This window comes from Brachybacterium hainanense (genome assembly GCF_042434575.1).
GTDB classification, from domain to species: domain Bacteria; phylum Actinomycetota; class Actinomycetes; order Actinomycetales; family Dermabacteraceae; genus Brachybacterium; species Brachybacterium hainanense.
Genome location: NZ_JBHLSV010000005.1, coordinates 199563 through 216722, shown reverse-complemented (window position 1 = coordinate 216722; position 17160 = coordinate 199563). Strand labels below are relative to the sequence as shown.

The 17160-nt window shown below is 72.4% G+C and carries 17 protein-coding genes and 1 tRNA gene; 9 read left to right on the top strand and 9 right to left on the bottom strand.

What is annotated here, in order from left to right; all coding sequences use genetic code 11:
* Positions 1 to 16 precede the first annotated feature (16 nt).
* Together ACFFF6_RS05965 and ACFFF6_RS05960 are read left to right on the top strand one after the other, a co-directional pair.
* A complete protein-coding gene (locus ACFFF6_RS05965; RefSeq protein ID WP_376979110.1) occupies positions 17 to 496 on the top strand; it encodes an ImmA/IrrE family metallo-endopeptidase in 480 nt (159 codons plus the stop codon).
* 32 nt (positions 497 to 528) lie between these two features.
* Positions 529 to 1074 (top strand): hypothetical protein, encoded by a 546-nt coding sequence (locus tag ACFFF6_RS05960; protein WP_376979108.1) that lies wholly within the window; start codon positions 529 to 531, stop codon positions 1072 to 1074.
* Between the two features lie 47 nt (positions 1075 to 1121).
* Here the strand turns inward: ACFFF6_RS05960 and ACFFF6_RS05955 are convergent, their stop codons facing one another.
* From ACFFF6_RS05955 to ACFFF6_RS05940, 4 genes are all read right to left on the bottom strand, one after another.
* Positions 1122 to 2243, bottom strand: a complete 1122-nt coding sequence (locus tag ACFFF6_RS05955; RefSeq protein WP_376979106.1) for a tyrosine-type recombinase/integrase — start codon at positions 2241 to 2243, stop codon at positions 1122 to 1124.
* Positions 2244 to 2327: 84 nt separating this feature from the next.
* Positions 2328 to 2403 (bottom strand) — tRNA-His (locus tag ACFFF6_RS05950).
* 419 nt (positions 2404 to 2822) lie between these two features.
* Positions 2823 to 3461 (bottom strand): transcriptional regulator, encoded by a 639-nt coding sequence (locus ACFFF6_RS05945; RefSeq protein ID WP_376979104.1) that lies wholly within the window; start codon positions 3459 to 3461, stop codon positions 2823 to 2825.
* The gene (locus ACFFF6_RS05940; RefSeq protein ID WP_376979102.1) at positions 3458 to 3871 is read right to left on the bottom strand and encodes a DNA-binding protein; all 414 of its coding nucleotides are present in this window, start codon (positions 3869 to 3871) and stop codon (positions 3458 to 3460) included. Before ACFFF6_RS05940 ends, ACFFF6_RS05945 begins: the two co-directional genes overlap by 4 nt.
* A gap of 89 nt (positions 3872 to 3960) precedes the next feature.
* Here ACFFF6_RS05940 and ACFFF6_RS05935 point away from each other — a divergent pair, with 89 nt between their 5' ends.
* Both ACFFF6_RS05935 and ACFFF6_RS05930 read left to right on the top strand, forming a co-directional pair.
* Complete coding sequence (locus tag ACFFF6_RS05935) at positions 3961 to 5142, top strand: PEP/pyruvate-binding domain-containing protein (RefSeq protein ID WP_376979330.1); 1182 nt, start codon at positions 3961 to 3963, stop codon at positions 5140 to 5142.
* 12 nt (positions 5143 to 5154) lie between these two features.
* Positions 5155 to 5757 carry a histidine phosphatase family protein gene (locus tag ACFFF6_RS05930; RefSeq protein WP_376979100.1) on the top strand — a complete coding sequence of 201 codons (603 nt, stop codon included), beginning with the start codon at positions 5155 to 5157 and terminating at the stop codon, positions 5755 to 5757.
* A gap of 360 nt (positions 5758 to 6117) precedes the next feature.
* Here the strand turns inward: ACFFF6_RS05930 and ACFFF6_RS05925 are convergent, their stop codons facing one another.
* Positions 6118 to 6660: a CPBP family intramembrane glutamic endopeptidase gene (locus tag ACFFF6_RS05925; protein ID WP_376979099.1), complete on the bottom strand. Its 543-nt coding sequence runs from the start codon at positions 6658 to 6660 to the stop codon at positions 6118 to 6120.
* Positions 6661 to 6927: 267 nt separating this feature from the next.
* Here ACFFF6_RS05925 and ACFFF6_RS05920 point away from each other — a divergent pair, with 267 nt between their 5' ends.
* Positions 6928 to 7902 (top strand): zinc-dependent alcohol dehydrogenase family protein, encoded by a 975-nt coding sequence (locus tag ACFFF6_RS05920; protein WP_376979097.1) that lies wholly within the window; start codon positions 6928 to 6930, stop codon positions 7900 to 7902.
* Here the strand turns inward: ACFFF6_RS05920 and ACFFF6_RS05915 are convergent.
* From ACFFF6_RS05915 to ACFFF6_RS05905, 3 genes are all read right to left on the bottom strand, one after another.
* Positions 7890 to 9191: an MFS transporter gene (locus tag ACFFF6_RS05915; RefSeq protein ID WP_376979095.1), complete on the bottom strand. Its 1302-nt coding sequence runs from the start codon at positions 9189 to 9191 to the stop codon at positions 7890 to 7892. The two genes, ACFFF6_RS05920 and ACFFF6_RS05915, sit on opposite strands and share 13 nt — an antisense overlap.
* Before the next feature lie 10 nt (positions 9192 to 9201).
* Positions 9202 to 10806 carry an ABC-F family ATP-binding cassette domain-containing protein gene (locus tag ACFFF6_RS05910; protein WP_376979093.1) on the bottom strand — a complete coding sequence of 535 codons (1605 nt, stop codon included), beginning with the start codon at positions 10804 to 10806 and terminating at the stop codon, positions 9202 to 9204.
* Between the two features lie 190 nt (positions 10807 to 10996).
* Positions 10997 to 11977, bottom strand: coding sequence for a quinone oxidoreductase family protein (locus tag ACFFF6_RS05905; protein ID WP_376979091.1), 981 nt, complete (start codon positions 11975 to 11977; stop codon positions 10997 to 10999).
* 81 nt (positions 11978 to 12058) lie between these two features.
* On the opposite strand from ACFFF6_RS05905, the gene ACFFF6_RS05900 reads away from it, so the two are divergent.
* The 3 genes from ACFFF6_RS05900 (at position 12059) to ACFFF6_RS05890 (ending at position 15420) form a co-directional block, all read left to right on the top strand.
* Positions 12059 to 12601, top strand: a complete 543-nt coding sequence (locus tag ACFFF6_RS05900; protein ID WP_376979089.1) for a MarR family winged helix-turn-helix transcriptional regulator — start codon at positions 12059 to 12061, stop codon at positions 12599 to 12601.
* Between the two features lie 190 nt (positions 12602 to 12791).
* The gene (locus ACFFF6_RS05895) at positions 12792 to 13928 is read left to right on the top strand and encodes a ring-opening amidohydrolase (RefSeq protein ID WP_376979087.1); all 1137 of its coding nucleotides are present in this window, start codon (positions 12792 to 12794) and stop codon (positions 13926 to 13928) included.
* A 31-nt stretch (positions 13929 to 13959) separates the two neighbouring features.
* Positions 13960 to 15420, top strand: coding sequence for a chlorohydrolase family protein (locus ACFFF6_RS05890; RefSeq protein ID WP_376979086.1), 1461 nt, complete (start codon positions 13960 to 13962; stop codon positions 15418 to 15420).
* Positions 15421 to 15459: 39 nt separating this feature from the next.
* Here the strand turns inward: ACFFF6_RS05890 and ACFFF6_RS05885 are convergent, their stop codons facing one another.
* Positions 15460 to 16443 carry a diaminopimelate dehydrogenase gene (locus tag ACFFF6_RS05885; RefSeq protein WP_376979084.1) on the bottom strand — a complete coding sequence of 328 codons (984 nt, stop codon included), beginning with the start codon at positions 16441 to 16443 and terminating at the stop codon, positions 15460 to 15462.
* A 103-nt stretch (positions 16444 to 16546) separates the two neighbouring features.
* Between ACFFF6_RS05885 and ACFFF6_RS05880 the strand changes: the two genes are divergently transcribed.
* The gene (locus ACFFF6_RS05880; RefSeq protein WP_376979082.1) at positions 16547 to 17158 is read left to right on the top strand and encodes a CueP family metal-binding protein; all 612 of its coding nucleotides are present in this window, start codon (positions 16547 to 16549) and stop codon (positions 17156 to 17158) included.
* The last annotated feature ends 2 nt before the right edge of the window (positions 17159 to 17160 follow it).

Sequence of the window (17160 nt, the reverse complement as noted above, 5' to 3'; positions counted from 1 at the left end):
CCCGTAGGGTCCGGGCATGCACATCTTCCACCCATGGCGCGAGCTGGGACGCCGCATGCCCCACATCACCGTGAAGTTCACCGACGAACTCACTCCGCCCCTGCTCGGCGAGACCGACGGCCACAGCGAGATCAAGATCAGGAAGCGGCTGCTGCAGATCGACCGCCGCTGCACCATCCTCCACGAGATGATCCACATCGAGCACGGCCACGACGGTCACGTCGAAGGCTCCGCAGAGCGGGCCGTGGAGGTGGAGACCGCGACCCTGCTCCTGCCGCTGGACTTCCTGGTCTGGGGGCTCCGGTGGACCTTGGATCCGGAGGAGCTCGCGGAGGAGCTGTGGGTGCGCCGGGACGTCCTCGACACGCGGCTTGAGTCCCTCACCGACATCGAGGTTCATGCCGTCAGGGAGGCCGTGTCGGATGCGCATGGGCGAGAGGCCACACGCCTGGTCACGATCCGATCACCCGAGCATGACGCTCCAGGATGTGGGTGAGACGCTGGGGGAAAGACTACGCAGAGGGGACCATGATGATGAAGACGTTGCGGCTGCTCGCCGCACCCGCACTGCTCGCGGTCGGCCTGACAGGGTGCATCACCCTGGATCTTGGGCCACAAGAAAGTCCGGCGACGGAGGTAGCGCCAACGAGCGAGCCCGCTACAACTGCCGAGCCGAAGCCTTCCGCAGAGGAGGTGACCGCCGAGGCGCCGAAGCCGACGGCGGCACGGACGACGGCGAGCAAGGATGAGAACCACACCGTGGGACCTCGCGACGCACTCCGTACGGTCATCGAGATGTGTGGCATACCGGAGGACGAGCTCAAGGATGACGGGATGACGATCATCCTCGACAACCCCGGGACGGAGCCAGACTCCGGCCACTGGAATCCCGAGGACTCGGGGTGCGTCCTGAACACGCTCCAGATCCCTGCCTCTGTGCAGGAGCGCATATCCTCCACGACCGCGCGGGATGGGCGTCAGGACGCGACAGTCGGGTACATCACCTACTCGTGGACATTCTCCCCGGGCGAGGGCCTGGACATCATGATCATGGTCTCCGAGACGGAGTCCTGAGCGCATGACGAAGCGCCCCCAGCCACACGGCTGGGGGCGCAGATCTTTCAGATGAGCATGGCCTCCATGTCGTCGAGGCCGGCGGCCTGCGCCTCGGGGGTCAGGAACGCGTACAGCTTCACGGTCGTGGAGATGTCGTCGTGGCCCATCCGCTCGGAGACCACATGGATGGGGACGCCAGCGGCGAGCATCACGCTGGCGAAGTAATGCCGGAGATCGTGGATCCTGGGACGGGGGTCGGTGACGCCCGCAGCCTCGCACGCGCGCACCCACTTCCGCTGATGGAAGTTCGAGTGCGCGATCGCCCCGCCCTCCCGATTCGGGAAGACCAAGGCGCCCGGGGCGCCACGGTCGGGGAGCGTGTCCACGAGCTTCTGTGGGATCGAGAACTTCCTCCGCGACCGTTTCGACTTCGGGAGGCCCTCGACTCGCCACGCGCCTTTCTGGCCGCGCTTCCACGCCCGCCGGACCACCATCTGCGGGGGAGTGCCGGGCGTGATATCGCGCCACTGCAGCGCCGTCGCCTCGCCCCAGCGGATCCCGGTGGATCCGAGGACCTGCACGAGCGCCTGGTAGTCCGGGTCCATCGCCTGATGGATCGCCTCGTACTGTTCGCGGGTGAGGACCAGGGGATCAGCCAGCTCGATCTCCGGGAGCTCGATCCCACGGGCGGGGTTCGACCGCGCCCACCCTCGCGTGACGGCGTGCCCGAGCAGGGTGCTCAGGAGGCCGTGCTCATTCTTGATCGTCTTCGGCGCGATCCGGTCCCCGGTCTCCTCGGAGATCGTGCCGGCGCGGGCGGAGACCCACGCCTCCACGTCGTCGTCGACGATCAGGTCCACGGGGATCCCGCCGAGGGCCTCAGCGAGCCCGGAGCGCGTGAGGATCCGCCGGTACTCATCGACCGTCCCGGGCGTGAGCTTGCGGTGCCGGGCGGCGTAGTCCTCGAGCACCTCGGCGAGGGTGTGCCCGTCGGATCCGTCCTCGAGGCGGGCGAGCTGGCGGCGCGCGGCTGGGCCTCCGAGCCGGTCGACCATGGTCGCGAATCGGTCGGCGGCCTCGTGCGTGTCGAAGGTCGCGCTCGTGGGGGTGGGGTTGCCGGGGTCGCGGTAGGCGACGCGCCATGCGGTGGTGCCGTCCTTGCGGGCGCGGCGCGAGATGGATGCCATGAGAGTCCTCCTGTAGCTGTAGTCCGGACCGTAGTCCGCAGGTCAGACAGACAAGCAAAAACGCCCTGTCACCAGGGCGTTTCTTGGGGTGATCGACGGGATTTGAACCCGCGACCGCCTGGACCACAACCAGGAGCTCTACCAACTGAGCTACGACCACCATGTGCCGGAGGATCTCCCGCAACGAGAGACCAATATACCGCCTCGCCTGGGCAGGTCCCAGCCGGAACGGGGGCCGCGGGATGTGAATCACGTTGCATCGGGCCCGCGTGCGCGCAGGACCGCCGGGCATCGGCGCGGCCGGGTGGGCTGGCGGCTTGTCGGCCGTGTCGTCGCCCCGCCCTGACGGCATGGGGTGCAAGCGGTCAGGCTCTTCCCTGGGGCAGGATCGTCGTGTCGACAGGACACTCTTTCCCTGGGGTGACGAATGCGCGAGATGCGTCCTGATGGGACAGCAGATCCAGAGTGACTCCCTGGTCCCGCCCGGACGGACTCGTCGGCGGCGGGGCGTGCGGTGCCGAGGCCAGGAGACGGGCGCCCGGTCCCATCATTGGCGCATCGCCTGCCGCCCCGGCACCGTCATCCCTGTTCGGTGCGGCGATCGATGCCGAGGGTGGCCACGAGGTCCTCGTGGAGCTGGAACCAGACGCGATGGCACGAGTCGACATCGGAACCGTCGACCCAGCGCGGATCCCCGGAGCGAGCCTTCCCGAGCGCCGCGAGGTAGCGCAGGTCGTAGCCCGTGAAGCGGGTCAGCACACCGGAGAGCCGTGCGTTCACGGGCCGCAGCTCCGCGCCGATCCGGGCGAGATCGTCGAGCGTCCGTGCATCTCGCACGGCGTCGCCGTGGTCGTTCGGGGCGAGGGGGTCCTCGCCCGTGCCGATCGTCTGCCAGGCGCTCACGGCGCGCAGGAGCCGGGCGTTCAGCGGGAGGAAAGCGCGGTGGGCCGCCCGGATCGTCCCCTCCGGGTCCGCCTCCTCGCGCTCGAGGGCGAGCTGCCGCTCGTTCTCGATCCGGCCCCGGTCCGTGAGCGACCATCCCTCCAGGCCGACGAACCCCGTATGGCGGAGCAAGCCCTGCTGCTGAGCCTCGCTCAGCAGGCGGGCCGTCTGCTCCGGGGCGGTCCCCGCGGTCGCGGTGATGGCGGGGACGTCCGCGAAGCCGAGGCGTCTCACGGCATGGAGGACCAGCAGCTCGGGCGCCGAGGTCCGGGTCATCGCCGCCCCTCCTGACGTGCGTTCAGCCGGCCCGCGTGCTGCTGGCACGCCTGCGGCGAGCGGAATCCCATGGCCTCGGCGATCTGCGCCCAGGTCAGGCCTGCGGCGCGCGCGGTGAAGAGGAGCCCGGCCTCGACGCCGTCGACCTCGGCCCGTGCGGCCGGCATCAGCGCCAGGGCCGCGAGCAGGTCCTCCGGGGCGAGCTCGGCAGATCGCCACAGGGCGAACTGCGTGAGATCGACCGCGGAGGGAGGCACCGGGGCCGGGCGCCAGGGTCGCGGGGCGAGGTCCTCCGCCCCCTGGGTCATGAGCCGTTCCTGTGCCGCATGCTCACGGTGCGCCTGGGCGTGGGCGGTGCCGGGCGGCGGCCCGGTGGGGTCGGGATGTGCGGGATCGCGGGCTGGGTCCATCGCTCCATCGTCCGGCTATCAATGCTACGTTGTCAACAGAGTATTGATGTGTGGTTCGTGAGCGGACCGATGAGGAAGCAGGTGACGTGATGCTGGTACCTCTGTCGCAGGCGACCCGGGATCGGTGCGGAGGGAAGGCGGCCGGGCTCGCCGTGCTCCATCGCGCCGGCCTGCCCGTCCCCGATGCCGTTGTCGTCCCCGGGGACGTCCCGCTGAACGCCCCTGCCGCGGGCGCGGAGGCGCTTCGCGCGGCGATCGCCCGGATTCTCACGGACTGGGGTGACCCTGCGGTCGCCGTCCGGTCCTCGGCCGCGACCGAGGACGCCGCGGACACCTCCGCCGCCGGCCAGTACGAGAGCGTTCTGGGCGTCCGCGGCGCCGATGCCGTGGTGGCAGCCGTCGTCCGCTGCCGGGACTCGGCGGGTGCGCCACACACGGCCTGGTACCGGAGCCGGATCGGCGGCAGCGCCTCCCGGACTGAGCCGGTGATGGCCGTGCTCGTGCAGCGGATGGTCGCGGCCGATGCCGCCGGGGTGCTGTTCACGCCCGCTGTGACGGACGGCCCCACGCGGATCGAGGCCGGCTGGGGCTTGGGCTCCGCTGTCGTCGACGGCTCCGTGACACCCGACTCGTACGAGGTCACCGCGGAGGGGCACGTCCGCTGCGAGAGCGGGAGACCGCATCTGCGCGTCGACCTCGATGCGCGACACGGCGGCACGCACCGACGCCCGGTCCCCGCAGGGATGCAGGCTGCACGGGTGCTCGAGGACCGCGCCGCCGTGGAGCTCGCCCGCCTGGGCACCCGCATCGCAGCGCTCCGTGAGGCGCCGCAGGACGTGGAGTGGGCGATCGCGGACGGCACGGCATGGATCCTGCAGTCCCGCCCGATCACCGCCGACCTGCCGTCCCTCCGCGGAGCCGCGGGCCCGCCATCGCCCCGGACGCTGATGGGCCTGCCTGGCTCCCACGGGACCGTGACCGCCTCGGCGCGGATCCTGCACGGACCGGAGGACTTCGGTGCGCTCCGCCGCGGCGAGATCATCGTCTGCCCCGGAACGGATCCCGCGTGGACGCCGCTGTTCTCCCTCGCCGGCGGGATCGTCGCCGAGAGCGGGGGCGCCCTCTCCCACTCCGCGATCGTCGCCCGGGAGCACGGGATCCCTGCCGTGCTGGGCGTCGAGGGCGCCGCAGGCCGGATCCGCACCGGCGACCGGATCACCGTGGACGGCACCGGCGGCACCGTCGCCCTCGCAGCCCCTGACCTCGCCTGAGGAGACCTCTCCATGGCCACCCGCCACCTCTACATCGCACGCCACGGTGAGGCCGATGCCTTCGGCGCGCTCACCGAGCGTGGAGCCGAGCAGGCCCGGCTGCTGGGGCGCCGGCTCGCGCATCTGCCGCTGGACGCCGTCTGGCACTCGCCGCTGCCGCGCGCCGCGGACAGCGCACGACAGCTGAACATCCTCCTGTCCGGCGCCGCCCCGGTCGCCCCGGCCCCCGAGCTCGTCGACCACGTGCCCCATGTCCCCTCCGCCGCCGAGCTCCCGCCCTCGTGGGTGCCGTTCTTCGACGGCTACGACGAGAGGGAGGCGGCTGCCGGTCAGGCGGTGGCCCGCCGACTGGTCGCGCGCTTCGCCGCACCGTCGCCGGGCCCCGCGGACATGCACGAGGTCCTCATCACCCACGACTACCCGATCGCCTGGCTGATCCGCGACGCCCTGGGAGCCCCGCCGGTGCGCTGGCTGGGGCTGCACAGCGCCAATGCGGCTCTGACCGTGATCGAGCACCGCGCCGATGACCTGCCCAGCATCCGCATGGTCAACGACATGAGCCACCTGCCGGAGCCGCTGCGATGGACCGGATTCCCCGCTGGCCTGCACGTCTGAGCCCCCGGAGCGCGGACCGGCGGCGCGACCTGCGTGTCCGGTCAGGCTCGCTCCCGGCCTGACCTTCCCCGGTGGCCTGTCCGACACCGCTGATCTGACTCGAGTCAGGCGACGTATCGGCAGCGTTCCGGAATCGAGCGACGTGTTGATGTCGTTCTGGGATCCGGCGAAGTGTTCGTGTCGTTCAGATCGGGGTGGAGCGGTGCCGATTCCTCGCCGGTCTTGCTCTGTTCCAGGATGGCGTCGCCGTGGACGCGGCCGTCGTCTCGGAGGGGGCGGGTCGGCCCGCGAGGATCGGCCGGGGCGGTCGGCTGGGTCTGCCGGGGATGGGTCTGCGAGGGCCGGGCCGGGGGAGAGCGATCAGGCGAGGAGCCCCGCGGCGAGGTTCGAGAGCGCGTGGACCGCCGCGCCGGGCAGGAGCGTCCCGGTGCGCTCGCGCAGCCAGCCCAGCAGCCAGCCGACGGCGAACTGGACCGGGAGGATCGGCAGCATCCGCGGATCCACGGCCAGCAGCGGCAGGTGCGGCACCAGGAACAGCAGGGACTGCACGGCGTTCCCCCGGGCGAAGCCCAGGCGCCGCACGAGCACCCCGCCGAGCAGGCCGCGGAACAGGATCTCCTCGCCGGCGGCACGCAGCACGACCCCGGCCACGGCCCCGGCAGAGGTCAGCTGAGCGATCTGGACGCCCGGCAGGCTCAGCACGTCGCGAGGGATCAGCACGATCGCCAGCCATCCCGCGAGCAGCAGCGGCACGGCCAGGAGGAGCGCCCAGCCGTAGTCGGCCGGCGATCCGATCGTCATCCCTGCCCGGCGCGCCGCCTCCCGGACCGTGTGCTCCCGCCGACGGGTCAGCACGAGCAGATAGAGGAGCGTCGGGAAGCTGAACAGGATGAACTCGCCCATCGCCGGACGCTATCGGGACAGCATCCGCCCGCGCATCGGACCAAGGTCGCCCGTTGCTCGGAGCGGCCTCCGCCGTTCGGATCCGGTGTGTGGCGTGCGCCGGACCCGGCGGATCGCCGCGGACGGGGTGGTCTGCACGCCGGAAGGCCCTGCACCGGATACGCTTCCCTGCCGACATCGCGCCTGATCCCGGCCGGCCGCTACAGTCGACCGCAGGCCCGGGAGACCCGGCCGCCACCAGCAGCCGAGCACCAGGGAGGGGCGCCGATGCAGGCCGTGGTCGCCCAGCGCCCCGGCACCTTCGCAGAGGTGCTCGCGCTGCAGCACGTGCCTGAACCGGACGCGCTCGCCGACGGCGAGGTCGTGGTGCGGATGAACGTGAGCACCGTCAACCATTCCGACGCCGTGACGGTGTCCGGCACCTACGGCTCCCGCACCGTCTTCCCCTTCGTCCCCGGCTTCGAGGGCGTCGGGGTGATCGAGCGCATCGGCCCGGGGGTCCCGCGGTCCGCGCTCGGGATGCGGGTGCTGCCGATCGGCTCCGCCGGGACCTGGCAGGAGCTCATGCGCACCGAGCATTCCTGGTGCATCCCCGTCCCGGAGGACATCGCCGATACGCTGGCCTGCTTCGCCTACATCAACCCCCTGACGGCCCTGCTCCTCGTCGAGCGCTCCGGCACCGCACCGGGCTCCGCCGTGGCGATCACCGCGGCGACCTCCGCGATCGCCGGTCATCTCGCGGAGCTGCTCGCCCTCGCAGGGATCCGGCCCATCGGCCTGGTCCGCGGCAGCCCCGGATCGCTGGTCGCCGCCCCGGGCCTGTGGAGCACCGTGATCGACACGAGCGCCCCCGGCTGGGAGCGCCGGCTGCGCGAGGCCGCCCCGGGAGGGCTCGCGGCCGTCCTGGACTGCGTGGGCGGACGGCTCGGCGGCCGGCTCTGGGAGGAACTGCGCCCCGGTGGAATGCTGCTCCACTACGGGCTCCTGTCCGGGCGGCCGCTGCCCGCGGAGTGCTTCTCGGGCCGGGGAGGCCGGCGCACGCAGCTGGTCCGGCTGCGCGATCAGGTCCATGCCCTCCCGCGGGCGGAGCTGCCGGGGCTGTTCGTCCCCGTGTTCGCGCACCTGCGCGAGGGGCGCCTGCGCACCCGCATCGGACGGGAGGTCCCGCTCGCGCAGCTGCCGCAGGCGCTCGCAGAGCCCTTGCCGGCTCGCGGCAAGATCCTGATCCGCTACCCGCGCTGACCGGGCGCGACCTCCGGGGTTCCCTCGTCGTCCCCGCCGCCCGCCGCCGCCTCCTCACCGATCGCCGGCCTCGCCGCCGCGATCGAGGCGATGTGCCGCCACAGGATCCCGAGGGTGAGCGCGGAGCCGGCGAAGGCGAACCACCACGGCGCGGTGAGCCCCCAGGTCTGCGCGATCATGCCGCCCAGGCCCTGGCCGATCACGAGCCCGCCGAAGACGCCCACCATGTTGACCGAGCCGACCCGGCCCTGCAGCCCGTGCGGGACCAGGCGCTGACGGACTGTCGTGGAGATCGTGCCCCACACGAAGGCGTAGGCGCCGAAGCCGACCATGATCACGAGCGCGACCGTGCCGCTCGTGGCGAGCGCGAAGGCCAGGTGCATGAGCACCTCGAGGCTCAGGCACACCTTCATCAGCGTCGCGAAGGAGAAGGCCCGCTCGAGCCGCCCGAAGAACAGCGTGGCCCCCAGCCCGCCGATCGCGGAGGCCGTGGTGAGCGCGCCGTAGCCGACCGCGCCCATGCCCAGGTGCTCGGTCGCGTACAGCACGAGGACTCCCCAGGGGGCGGCCCAGGTGACGTTGAACAGCAGGATGATGGCGATCAGCGTGCGCACCGGCGGGTTGCTCCAGACCCAGCGCAGCCCCTCGGCGATGTCGCGTCGCACCGGCTGCGCCGCGCCCTCGCGCGGCGGCACGGGCTGCCGGGCGATGCGGGAGATGAGCACCAGCGCGAGGCTCACGGCGAGGACCTGGGCGAGGAACGGCCAGAAGGTCCCGGTCGCGAACAGGAACGCGCCCAGCGGCGGTCCGGCGAGCTGATTGGCGACGAGGAAGCCGGCCTGCAGGCGGGTGTTGCCGATCCCGAGGTCCGCCGGCTCCACCATCATCGGCAGCAGCGTGCCGCTGGTGGTGTCCGCGAAGACCTCCGCCGTGCCGTACAGGAACGAGACCGCCAGCACGATGCCGATGTTCGCGGTCCCCGTCACCAGGAAGACCACGAGCGCGAGCACGATGATCGCCCGGATCCCGTGCGCGAGCATCACCAGCATCCGTCGCTCGACCCGGTCCGCGATCGCCCCCGCGTGCAGTCCGAACAGCAGCCAGGGCAGGAACTGCAGCATCGCACCGGAGGCGACGAGGACGGGGGAGGAGGTCATCGAGGCGATCAGCAGCGGCGAGGCCGCCAGCGCGATGCCGTCGCCGATGTTGCTGGTCCAGGCCGCGGTCATGAGCCACCGGAAGTCCCGTCCCAGCCGGCGCGGTGCGATGAGCTCTCCCAGTCCGGTCACCCGGTCGATCCTAGGCGGTCCCATGGCGCAGCCCGCCGTCGTCGAGGGCGATCCGGTCGGTGATCTCCAGCCGGTCCAGGAAGGCGTCGTCATGGCTGATGACGATCATGCCTCCGCGGTAGCCGGACAGGGCGTCGACGAGCTCGTCGACGCTGTCGAGGTCGAGGCTGTTGGTCGGCTCGTCGAGCACGATCAGCTGATGCGGCGGGTCCGCCAGCAGCAGGCGCGCGATCGCGACGCGGAACCGCTCCCCGCCGGACAGATCGCCGATCCGTCGCTCGATGCTCTGCCCGCGGAACAGGAAGCGGGCGAGCCGGGAGCGCAGCTCGCCATCGGGCAGCGAGGGGGCGGCCTCTCGCACCGTCTGCAGGACCGTCGCGTCCTCGGCGAGATGGTCCAGACGCTGGGGAAGGATCCCGATCCGCTCGGTGAACGGCCGCGCCCAGGCGCGCAGATCGACCGGTGACTGCGCCTGCAGCAGGCTCTGCACGAGCCGGGTCTTGCCGATGCCGTTGGGCCCGGTCAGCGCGATCCGCACGGGGCCCTGGACCACCATCTCGGTGCCCCGGGCATCATGCAGCGCCGCCAGGCGCCGTCCGGCCGGGACCGCCGGGTCCGGGAGGTCGATGCTGATCGTGGCGGTGCGGCGGATTCTCGCCTCGGAGGCGGTGACGGCCTCCTTCGCCGCGTCCACGGAGGCGTCGTGCCTCCCGCGGAGCTTGCCCGCGGAGACCTGCGCCTCCTGCTTGCGGTTGTTCATGATGATCTTCGGCTTGCGCTTGTTCTCGAAGTCGGTGCGGGCGTAGCGCTGGCGCCGGGCGAGCTTCGTCTGGGCCTCGATGCGCTGGCGCTGCTCGGTGCGCAGCTGCTGCTGGGCCGCGCGCAGCGCCTGCTCCGCGGCGGCCTGCTCGGTGGCGAGGTGATCCTGGTAGGCGTCGAAGGGGCCGCCGAACACGGTCAGCTCCCCGGCGTGCAGCTCCGCGGTGGCATCCATCGCCTTCAGGAGGGCCACGTCGTGGCTGACGACGAGGAGGGTGCCCCGCCATGCCGCGACCGCCTCGTGCAGGAGGCAGCGGGCGCGGCGGTCGAGGTTGTTCGTCGGTTCGTCCAGGAGCACCACGTCGTTCCGGGCCAGCTGCAGGCCGGCGAGCGCCGCCAGCACCGTCTCGCCGCCGGAGAGCGCGCCGACGGGCCGGTCCAGGCCGATGCCGGGCAGGCCGATCCGATCCAGGGCCGCGAGACCGCGCGCCTCCACGTCCCAGTCCTCGGCGAGCTCGGTGTAGCGGGCGGGGTCGGCATCCCCTGCCTCGATCGCGCGCAGGGCGGCGAGGCGCTCGTGGACGCCCAGCAGCTCGGCGACGCTCGCCCCGGTGCGCAGGGTGAGCTGCTGGGGCAGATGCCCGACGGAGCCGGTCACGCTCACCGAGCCGGAGGTCGGTCGGAGGTCGCCGCGGATCAGCCGCAGCAGAGTGGTCTTTCCGGTGCCGTTGGCGCCGATCAGGCCGGTGCGACCGGTGCCGATCGTCGCGGAGAGATCGGTGAGGGCAGGGCTGCCGTCGGGCCAGCTGAAGGACAGGCCGGTCAGGGTGACGGCGCTCTGGGTGAGGTGGGCCATGGGGGCTCCTGAGCTGTCGGAGAGAGCGCTGACAGCGGGAGCCCGGGAGGGCGGTCGACCGGTCAGCGCGCGGTGGGCGCGGACGAGCGGTCGTCGATGAGCATGATGGTGCGTCCTCCGGCTCGGATGGCGGGTTCGCTCCGACGCTACCGGGCGCCTGCGGGTCCCGCCAGTTGTTTTCCCGTGCGTCTCAGGGCACCAGCACCATCCGCGTGCCGGAGGGGGTGGGAGCCGTCCAGGCCACGGCCCCCTGTGCGAGCGGTCGGCTGATCGTGTCGATCTGCAGATCTCCGCGCGCCAGGAGGTCGAACAGAGCCGGCAGGATCTCGGTCGGCACCCGCGCGAGGGTCGCGGCGGGGACGCTTCCGCCGCCCTGGCCCACCAGCTCGAGCCCGGTGCTGCGCAGCACCGCGGCGGGCAGCCGCAGCTGCGGTCCCGCGCTCTCGCCGATCTGCACGTACCGCGTCCGATGGGCCGGGGCTCCCAGATCGTCCCCGCCGAGCGCCTGCAGCACCTGTTCGGCGGGAGGCCCCCACAGGAGGTCGAGGACCACGTCGATCGGGCGCTCGGCGTGGAGGGCTGCGACGTCCGTCCGCAGCTGGGCGGGGTCCTCGCCGATCCGGACCGTCGCGTCCGCTCCCTGTCCGGCCAGGCGGTGCAGGCGCTCGCGGCTGCGTCCGGCCGCGATGACCCGGCCTGCCCGGAAGCGACGGCGTGCGAGCTGCACGGCGAGGGAGCCGGTGACCCCGGTCGCGCCGAGGACGAGCACGGTCGCGCCGGGGCGGACCCGGGCGGAGTGCTCGAGCGCGAGCCAGGCGGACACGCCTGCGTTGGGCAGCGCCGCGGCCGCGGCGTCCTCGACCGTGGCGGGCAGGGGGAGCAGCTGGGCGGGATCGACGGTGATCTGCTCGGCGAACGCACCCTCGGGCGGCTGCACCCCGGTGAAGGCGCGGGTGCCGTCCGGCAGCTCGACCACCGCGTCGGTGCCGAGACGGGCGGGAAGGTCCAGGCGGGAGGAGGCGTAGTGGGTGCCGGCTGCGAGCATCCTGTCGACGTTCTTGACCGCGGCGGCGCGGACCTGCGCGAGCACCCGTCCGGGCGCGGGCTGCGGATCCGGCATCCGGCGGCAGACGGGCGGGGTGCCGAGCTGGTCGACGATCAGGGCGCGCATGGATGCCTCCTCGATGGTTTCCATCGAAACCATAGAGGTGGTGCACGGCGGCTGCAAGGCCCGAGGGGCACAATGGCGGCTGTGGAGACGAGATCGGGCCGCATCGCGGCCGTCATCGAGCTGCTGGGGCGGACAGCGGCGCATCTGGCGGCGCATGACGATCAGGAGCAGGCGCATCTGCGAGACGCGTGCTCCGTCCCGGCACAGGAGGCGCTGGCGAGCATGAGCGTGGAGATGCTCCACCTGCTCGAGGCGATCGCGGTCGCCGCGGAGGGCGGCTCTGCGCCGAACGTCGTCCGCCTCGCCGAGGCGACCGGGATGCCCAAGGGCACCGTGTCCAAGCGCCTGCAGCGGATGGTCGCCGCCGGCGTGGTGGCGCGGGGGATGCGGCCGGGCAGCCGCAAGGAGGTTCGGCTGTACCTGACCGAGGTGGGGGAGGAGATCCGTGCCGCGCACCGGAGCCTGCACGAGGAGATGGGCCATGTGCTCGAGGAGTTCCTCGCCCGGTACGCCGAGGAGGAGATCGAGGTGCTGCGGCGCATGCTCGAGGACCTGCTGCGCATGCCCCGGCACGGTCTGCGCTTCCGGCCCGATCTCCTGGATCCTCCGTCCGCCCCGCGCTGAGCCCGGGCGGAGCCGTCGGCATCTCGACGCCGCGGCCGCGGTCCTCGGGGCGGTCCGGACGTGCCGCTCCCGCCCCGGTGCCTGGCGCCCAGATTTGGTATCCCATATAGTTCCTCCCGTGGGTGCCCGTGCTGCTGCCGGGCCGGTGCGCGAGGGCGCGCAGCGCGACCCCGACCACGGGAGGAGCACGATGATCGAGGACAGTCACGAGCCGACACGGGCCGCGATCGCCGTCGAAGCGCACCGGATCACGCCGGAGCGGCCCGGGGACATGTCGGGGCTGCGCACCCTCATCGCCGAGGGTCGGCTGCGCCCCGACGACGTCGTCGCCGTCACCGGCAAGATCGAGGGGGACTTCCCCGGGCAGGGCCGAGGGCCGAGCACCGAGCAGGCCGTCCGGGACGCCCTCGCCGTGGAGGGCGGTCGCACACTCGCGCAGATCGCCCGGATCCCGATGGCGTTCACCGCCTCCGGCATCGGGATGCTCAGCCCGCACGCGGTCCTGTGGACCCGCCGCCCCGCCGCGCCTGCGGCTCCCGGCGAGACCCGGCTCGCCCTGGGCCTGGCCCGCTCGCCGGTGCTGCAGCCCGCATGGATCGGGACATCCCGCCAGATCGAGGCCACTGCGGAGGCCGTGCGCGCCGCCGCTGCGGACGGCGGCATGGATCCCGCCGAGGTCGAGTACGTCGTGGCGAAGGCCTTCTACCCGACGGAGGACGACCTCGCGGCGGCCCGAGACGCCGGCCACGAGATCCCGGAGCTCTCCCCGGGACGGATGTTCGAGCTGGGCAGCGGCAGCGCGGGACTGGGCGTCGCCGTCGCCCTGGACGGTCTGCCCATGCCCCGCGGCGAGGATGTCGGAGTGCGCCGGGACCTGTTCTCCTCGAAGGTCGCCGCCTCCGCGAACCCCTGGCCGCTGCACGTCCAGGAGGGGCCGAGGACCCGGGTCCTCGCCTTCGGCAACATCCCCGGGGCAGGCGGGAAGCTGCGCGTGGGCCATGCGGAGATCCGCGATCATCTCGATGTCGACGCCTTACGTCGCGCCCTGGTCCGCGCCGGCCTGGACGTGGGCGGCGCGCCGCTGACACCCGCGCAGCGTGAGAGAGTCCTGGCCGTCTACGTGAAGTACGGCCTCAGCACCGACGGCCGCCTCCGCGGTCGCCGCCAGGTCACCGAGAACCCCGCCCACGTCAACGAGCTGAAGGCCGCGCTCGCCGGCATGTACGCCGGGTATCTGCAGGACACGCTGCTGTGGATCTCGGCCTCCGCCGTGCACCAGGGCCCTCCCGGCGGCGGCACCATCGCCGCGATCGTCGACGTCTCCTGACCGCCCGCCCACCCGAAAGGCACCCTCACCCGTGATCACCCGCATCCGCGCGGCCTACGTCATCGGATACGCCGACGGCGACCACCAGATCCTCCCCGACGCCGAGCTCGTCCACGAGGACGACCGGATCCTCTTCGTGGGCCGCGACTACGCCGGGCACGTCGACGTCGAGGTCGACGCGGGCAGCGCGATCCTCGCGCCCGGTTTCGTGGACCTCAACGCGCTCGCCGACATCGACCACGCGCTGTTCGACTCCTGGCAGGACCTCGACCTGGTGCGCGGGCTCTCCTGGTCCGAGGCGTACCTGCGTGACCACGGTCCCGTCTTCACACGGGAGGAGGAGACGTTCCGGCGCCGCTTCGCGATCTCGCAGCTGCTGCGCAACGGGATCACGACGATGATGCCGATCGCCGCGGAGACCTACAAGGTCTGGTGCGAGGACTACCAGGACATGGCGGACACGGCCGGCGTCGTCGCCGAGGCGGGGATCCGCGCCTACCTGGGCCCCAGCTACCGCACCGCCGTCCCGTACACCGATGGGAGGGCCTCGCACCACCACGTGGACGAGGCCAAGGGCCTGGACGGCCTCGCGCAGGCGGTCCGCTTCATCGAGGACTTCGACGGCGCGCAGGGAGGCATGATCCGCGGCGCGCTGCTGCCGGCGCGCATCGAGACCCAGACGGAGCAGACGCTGCGCCTGACCCGCCGCCACGCCGATGAGCTGGGCGTCCCGGTACGCCTGCACGCCACCCAGGGCCTGTACGAGATGGAGCAGATCTTCCGCCGCACCGGCATGCGGTCCCTGCCCTACCTCGACTCCCTGGGCTTCCTCGCGGAGAAGACCTTCATCCCGCATGCCTGGACCGTCCCGGGCCATCCTCTGATGCCGGAGAAATACGGCACGGGCGAGGACATCGCCCTCATGGCGGCTTCCGGCGCGAGCGTGCTGTGGTGCCCGATCCCCGCAGGCCACTACGCCCACACCCTGCACACCTACGACAGCTATCGCGCCCAGGGCGTACGGATCGTGCTGGGCACGGACTCCGCCCCGCCGAACATGATCAAGGCGATGGACATGGCCATGATCATGATGAAGACGGCGACGGGCGACCGCACCGCGGCGGCCCCCGCGGACCTGTTCCGCTCGGCCACTCTGGACCCGGCCGAGGCGCTGGGGCGTGAGGATCTGGGGCGTCTGTCCCCGGGCGCGCAGGCGGACTACATCGTCGTGGATCTCACGGCCGGGCACATCGGCCCGCACCTGGATCCGATCCGCACCCTGGTCATGAACAGCGATGGGCGCGACATCACGCGGGTCGTCGTCGCCGGACGCACCGTCGTCGAGGACCGCCGGCTCCTGACGATCGACGAGGACGGGCTGCTCGAGCCGGCGCAGCGCTTCCTGGAGAAGTATGTCGCCTCCCACACCCGCTCGGACCACGCCCGGCGCACCGTCGCCCAGCTCCAGCCGCCCAGCTTCCCGATCGGCTGACCGGGGCCGCCGCCCGGCTCCACCGGGGCGGCGGCGTGCTCACAGCAGCTCGGCGCGCAGCTGCTCGGGCGTCTTCGGCGACAGCAGGCCGGGGGCCACGTCGAAGGGGGTCTTGGCGCCGTGGTCCCCGGCGGCGTCCAGCCGGACCGCCGCTCGGGCGTAGGCGACCAGCACGCTCGCGGTGAACTCCGGGTTCGAGTCCTCCTGCAGGCGGTACTCGATGGTCTGCCGGGTGCCGGGAGAGGACTCGCCCGAGCGGATCACGAAGCCGCCGTGCGGCATGCCCCGATGGTCGCGGGCGAGCTCCTCGGCGTCGAGGAACGTGACCGTCGTGTCGTAGGGCTCGAAATAGTGGGGCATCGTCACGATCGCCTCGCGCACGGCGTCGGCGTCGGCCCCCTCCTCGAGGACCACGAAGCACTCGCGCGTGTGCTTCTCCCGGGTGCTCAGCTGCGGGCGCTCCCCGGCGCGCACCCGGTCGACGGCCTCCTCCGACGGGACCGTGTACTGCACGGCGGCGGCGACTCCGTCGATCCGGCGCAGCGCATCGGAATGCCCCTGGGACAGACCGCGGCCCCAGAAGGTGTACGTCGAGCCGGAGGCGAGGATCGCCTCCCCGAACAGTCGGTTGATCGAGAACAGCCCGGGGTCCCACCCGGTCGAGATGATCGCCGTGGTCCCCGCGGCGCGCGCGGCGGCGTCCACCCGGGCGAAGTGCTCGGGGACGCGGACGTGGGTGTCGAAGCTGTCGACGACCGTGAAGCGTCCGGCGAGCTGCGGGGTCTGCTCGGCGAGATCGGACTTCGACCCGCCGCACAGGACCAGCACGTCGATCTCGCCCGGCATGGTCTCGAGATCCGTGATCGCGCGCACCGCGGTGCCCGGCCGCAGGGTCTGCACGGCAGCCGGATCGCGTCGGGTGAACACGCCCACCAGCTCCATGTCCTCCTGCAGCGCGAGCGCCGTCTCGACGCCGCGTCCCAGGTTCCCGTACCCGACGATGCCCACCCGGATCCGTGCCATGTCGTGTGCCCTCCGTGCCTGGATGCCGCCTCGCGCCCGCGAGGCCGAACGTCGATCGTATCCCGCAGAGGGCGCTGTCAGCAGGGTGATCTAGGGTCGGGCCATGCCATCCTCCATGACGTCCGCTCCGGTGCTGGGGCGGCGCAGCCTGCCGTTCCTCGGTCTCGCCCTCGCCCTGGTGGGCTGCACGGACCCGGGTCCTGCGGCCGATGCCGGAGCCGAGGGATCGCCCGCCGAGGACCTGCTGCGCGAGGCCGGGCTGGAGGGCATGGACGCGGCCGCGATCATCGACCGGCTCGATGCCCAGGCCCCGGCGGAGCGTCCGGCCGAGCTGCTCGCCTCCGTCCGCACGGACGTGCTGCTGCTGTCCGATGCGCAGGGCCGTGAGGCGAGCCTGCCGCTGCCGGAGGACCGGGTCTACATCTCCGTCGCCCCGTACCGGGAGGGCACCCACGACTGCTTCTTCCACAGCCTCACCACCTGCCTCGGGGAGCTGCCCGACGAGCCGATGCAGGTGAGCGTGCGGGGAGCTGACGGGGCGAGCCTGATCGACGAGGAGCGGACCACCTTCGCGAACGGCTTCCTGGGCCTGTGGCTGCCGCGCGGCATCGAGGCGACGCTGAGCCTCGTCCACGCGGGCGGCGGTGCGCGCACCGAGCTGTCCACCCGCTCTCCCGAGGATCCGACCTGCCTGACGGGGCTGCAGCTGCGCTGATC

Excerpts from the sequence above, each read along its gene's own strand:
- ACFFF6_RS05945 (WP_376979104.1), bottom strand. The coding sequence starts at position 3,461 with ATGACCCGGACCTCGGCGCCCGAGCTGCTGGTCCTCCATGCCGTGAGA.
- ACFFF6_RS05920 (WP_376979097.1), top strand. The coding sequence starts at position 6,928 with ATGCAGGCCGTGGTCGCCCAGCGCCCCGGCACCTTCGCAGAGGTGCTC.
- ACFFF6_RS05880 (WP_376979082.1), top strand. The coding sequence starts at position 16,547 with ATGCCATCCTCCATGACGTCCGCTCCGGTGCTGGGGCGGCGCAGCCTG.
- ACFFF6_RS05955 (WP_376979106.1), bottom strand. The coding sequence starts at position 2,243 with ATGGCATCCATCTCGCGCCGCGCCCGCAAGGACGGCACCACCGCATGG.
- ACFFF6_RS05905 (WP_376979091.1), bottom strand. The coding sequence starts at position 11,977 with ATGCGCGCCCTGATCGTCGACCAGCTCGGCACCCCGCCCGTCTGCCGC.
- ACFFF6_RS05925 (WP_376979099.1), bottom strand. The coding sequence starts at position 6,660 with ATGGGCGAGTTCATCCTGTTCAGCTTCCCGACGCTCCTCTATCTGCTC.
- ACFFF6_RS05960 (WP_376979108.1), top strand. The coding sequence starts at position 529 with ATGATGATGAAGACGTTGCGGCTGCTCGCCGCACCCGCACTGCTCGCG.
- ACFFF6_RS05910 (WP_376979093.1), bottom strand. The coding sequence starts at position 10,806 with ATGGCCCACCTCACCCAGAGCGCCGTCACCCTGACCGGCCTGTCCTTC.
- ACFFF6_RS05930 (WP_376979100.1), top strand. The coding sequence starts at position 5,155 with ATGGCCACCCGCCACCTCTACATCGCACGCCACGGTGAGGCCGATGCC.
- ACFFF6_RS05935 (WP_376979330.1), top strand. The coding sequence starts at position 3,961 with ATGCTGGTACCTCTGTCGCAGGCGACCCGGGATCGGTGCGGAGGGAAG.
- ACFFF6_RS05885 (WP_376979084.1), bottom strand. The coding sequence starts at position 16,443 with ATGGCACGGATCCGGGTGGGCATCGTCGGGTACGGGAACCTGGGACGC.
- ACFFF6_RS05965 (WP_376979110.1), top strand. The coding sequence starts at position 17 with ATGCACATCTTCCACCCATGGCGCGAGCTGGGACGCCGCATGCCCCAC.
- ACFFF6_RS05940 (WP_376979102.1), bottom strand. The coding sequence starts at position 3,871 with ATGGACCCAGCCCGCGATCCCGCACATCCCGACCCCACCGGGCCGCCG.
- ACFFF6_RS05895 (WP_376979087.1), top strand. The coding sequence starts at position 12,792 with ATGATCGAGGACAGTCACGAGCCGACACGGGCCGCGATCGCCGTCGAA.